3 protein-coding genes are annotated in these 3,257 nt (G+C 38.7%); all 3 read left to right on the top strand.

The genetic code is table 11. From position 1 onward, the window contains the following. Window positions 1-1,297 (top strand): exodeoxyribonuclease I (sbcB, locus tag H5202_RS19500; protein WP_182773526.1); only part of this gene is annotated, 1,297 nt, incomplete at its 5' end. A 45-nt stretch (window positions 1,298-1,342) separates the two neighbouring features. After that, the gene (gene cdd / locus H5202_RS19505) at window positions 1,343-2,239 is read left to right on the top strand and encodes a cytidine deaminase (RefSeq protein ID WP_182773527.1); all 897 of its coding nucleotides are present in this window, start codon (window positions 1,343-1,345) and stop codon (window positions 2,237-2,239) included. A 414-nt stretch (window positions 2,240-2,653) separates the two neighbouring features. Continuing rightward, the coding region (locus H5202_RS19510) for an intermembrane phospholipid transport protein YdbH family protein (protein ID WP_182773528.1) at window positions 2,654-3,257 on the top strand (604 nt) is incomplete at its 3' end.

The following is a 3,257-nucleotide window of genomic DNA, read 5'->3' on the forward strand; positions in this document are numbered from 1 at the left end:
TATCGGTGAACCTGAGACCTTTTATTGCAAACTCGCACCAGACTACTTACCGTCTCCCGAAGCCATATTAATTACAGGTATTACTCCGCAACTGGCTAACCTTAAGGGTGTACCAGAAGCTGAGTTCATGAAACGCATCAATACGTTATTTGGTCAACCCAACACCTGTGTTGTGGGCTATAACTCATTACGTTTTGATGATGAGGTCAGTCGTTATGGTTTCTATCGTAATTTTATCGATCCCTATGGACGAGAATGGCAAAATGGTAATTCTCGGTGGGATATCATTGATTTAGTCAGAGCTTGCTATGCATTTCGTCCAGACGGAATTAATTGGCCAAAGAAAGAAGATGGCTCACCGAGTTTCAAGCTCGAGTTGCTCACTCAAGCAAATGGCTTAAGTCATGAAAAAGCCCATGACGCTATGTCAGATGTTTATGCCACTATTGCAATGGCTAAATTGATAAAGCAAAAACAACCCAAGCTGTACGAATATTATTTTAACTTAAGGCGAAAACAAGCGGTTGCTGACCATATTGACGTCCTCAAAATGCAACCTTTGGTTCATGTCAGTTCAAAAATTAGTGCGCTACAAGGCTGCACTACGTTAATTGCGCCGGTCGCGTATCATCCCACTAATAAAAATGCAGTCATCTGCATTAATTTGGCCATGGACATCTCGCCATTATTGGAATTATCAGCTCAAGAAATAAACGACCGTATGTATACATCTCGTCATAATTTAGCTGAAAATGAGCTCGCAATCCCTCTAAAACAGATCCACCTTAACAAGTGTCCTTTTATCGGTTCGCCAAAATTACTTGACGACGAGGTTGCTGAAAAATTACAGTTTGATAAAGCTTTTGCTCGTGAGCAATATAAACGCTTAAAAAACCATCCAGAATTGCGAGAAAAGCTCAACCAAGTGTTTGAACTTGAATCAGATCGTAAACCCATTACCGATCCTGATTTAATGCTTTATAGCGGTGGATTTTTCAGCCATGCTGATAAAACAAAAATGGACATTATTTGCCATACAGCACCACATAATCTAGCGGCTTTGGCATTGCAATTTGATGATCCACGGATCAATGAGATGCTATTTCGTTTTAGGGCTCGTAATTATCCAGAAACATTAAGCGACAGTGAAGCCCGTAAATGGCGTGATTTTTGTCAACAACGCTTATCGGATGCCGATTATGTGATTAAACTCGAAAACCTGGTCGAAGAAACCAGCGAGAATGAGCACAAACAAAAGCTATTAAAAGCCCTATATCAATATTTACAGTCATTATAGTAAATTTTATTTTTACCCAATTTATTTCATCTAAGGATTAAGGGAATGCAAAATCGTTTTTTAGACAGCATTACTCAACTAGACAAGCCACTGGCCAATGCACTTGTACCATTATTACATGACCAATTTTGTGGTCATATTGATGCAAGTCAATTTGCTGGCCTAGTTAAAGCAAGTGGTAAAACAGAGCAACAAGTGCTAATGGATTTATTACCTATTGCCGCAGCACTCGCTAACCCACCAATAAGTGAATTCTATGTCGGCGCGATAGCAAAAGCTGGCAGTGGCGATTTGTACATGGGTGCTAATTTAGAGTTACCCGGTGAAGCATTATTTCACAGTGTTCATGCTGAACAAAGTGCCATCAGTCATGCTTGGTTAAGTGGTGAAACAGAAATTGTTGATATCATTGTTAACTTCAGCCCTTGTGGTCATTGTCGTCAATTTATGAACGAACTGGTCAATGGCAGTAAAATTAATATTCATCTGCCAAATCAAGAAATTCAAACATTAGCGCATTATTTACCTTATGCGTTTGGACCAGCAGACTTAGATGTAACCGTGCCACTATTATGTAAACGCGAGCAAGAGTTTAATTGTGACTCGGACGACCCAATGATCATTGAAGCCATTGATCAAATGGGCCTCAGTTACGCGCCATACACTAATAGCAATGCAGCTGTTGTGCTAGAAACCAATGATGGCGCTACTTTTTGTGGTCGTTATGCTGAAAGCGCGGCATTTAATCCATCAATGCAGCCGATGCAAATGGCATTATCCAATTTAATCCGCCATAACCGCCAGTACAGTGAAATAAAGCGTGCGGTATTAGTCGAATCATCAGTAGGAAAAATCACCTTGGTAGGTGCTGCTATGGATGCTCTGCATGCAATCGCACCGATTGAGTTAGAACATATGGTTGTAGAACCATTACTGGGATAAATAACGTCAAACTTATTATCTTAAATGTTCACATAGATGAAAGGCGCTAATAAGCGCCTTTTTTATTAGGATTAACACTACATAAAACCTAGATTAATAATGTATTATATTTTAACAATCTGCTGCTAATACCATGCTAAGCTAATTAACATTTTTAGTTTCATAACGTTATATTTTTAGTGTGTATAACATTAAACGACTATCTGTTCATTGGCCTAATTGATTGTTTACCATTCAATTATTTTATCTAATGTGGCGTTTAATCAACAATCGCTTACCGATAATTTATCTGGTTGGTGATCAGATAATGAATAGAGTTATTACCATGAGTGATGCTAATCAATCTTAGACAACAGCTACATTATTAACGGGCCATCGTTATCAATGAACAACAAAATGTAAAGCGAGTCACTATTGCGCATATCGACCCTTAACAAGATTTTACTCTTTGTGCTGTTTTTTACGGTCGCTTTAGTGTGGGTTATTATCGAAAATGCAAAACCTCTTACGGTCAAAATACTCAACAACTTATTGGCCGACAATCACATAGAAGTACTTAATTTTGATGCCGAATATGTCTCATTTAATCATATTCGGATACCAAAATTGATCTTAAAAATTGAAGATAGCCATATCGCTATCCAAGAGTTCAATCTTGAGCTGCGCGACAGCCTACAAATTCTTAAAAACCAACAAATCAACGCCGATGATATTGTTAGCATCAAAACTAAGAGTGTTTATGTTGATTTAGGTGACAGCTTTTTCATTCGTCAATCACAACAAACAGAAGACTCTCCAGCGGCAATGCAACTCAACCTCGCCAAATTACCCATGATTGAGCTAGGTGAAATTAACATTAAACTTCCAGCGCTGGATAAAGATCTCCCGCAGCAACACACTTTAAAGATGGACAAGCTAACGTTGACCCAAAAAGGCCAACTAGATACGTTGTGGCGTTTTGATGACTTCCCGCTATTTAGCCTAGATGCAACCTTAGATAAACGTGTATGGGAATTTA

Origin of the sequence: Shewanella sp. SG41-4, from assembly GCF_014164505.1 — a bacterium.
In the GTDB taxonomy this organism is placed as follows: domain Bacteria; phylum Pseudomonadota; class Gammaproteobacteria; order Enterobacterales; family Shewanellaceae; genus Shewanella.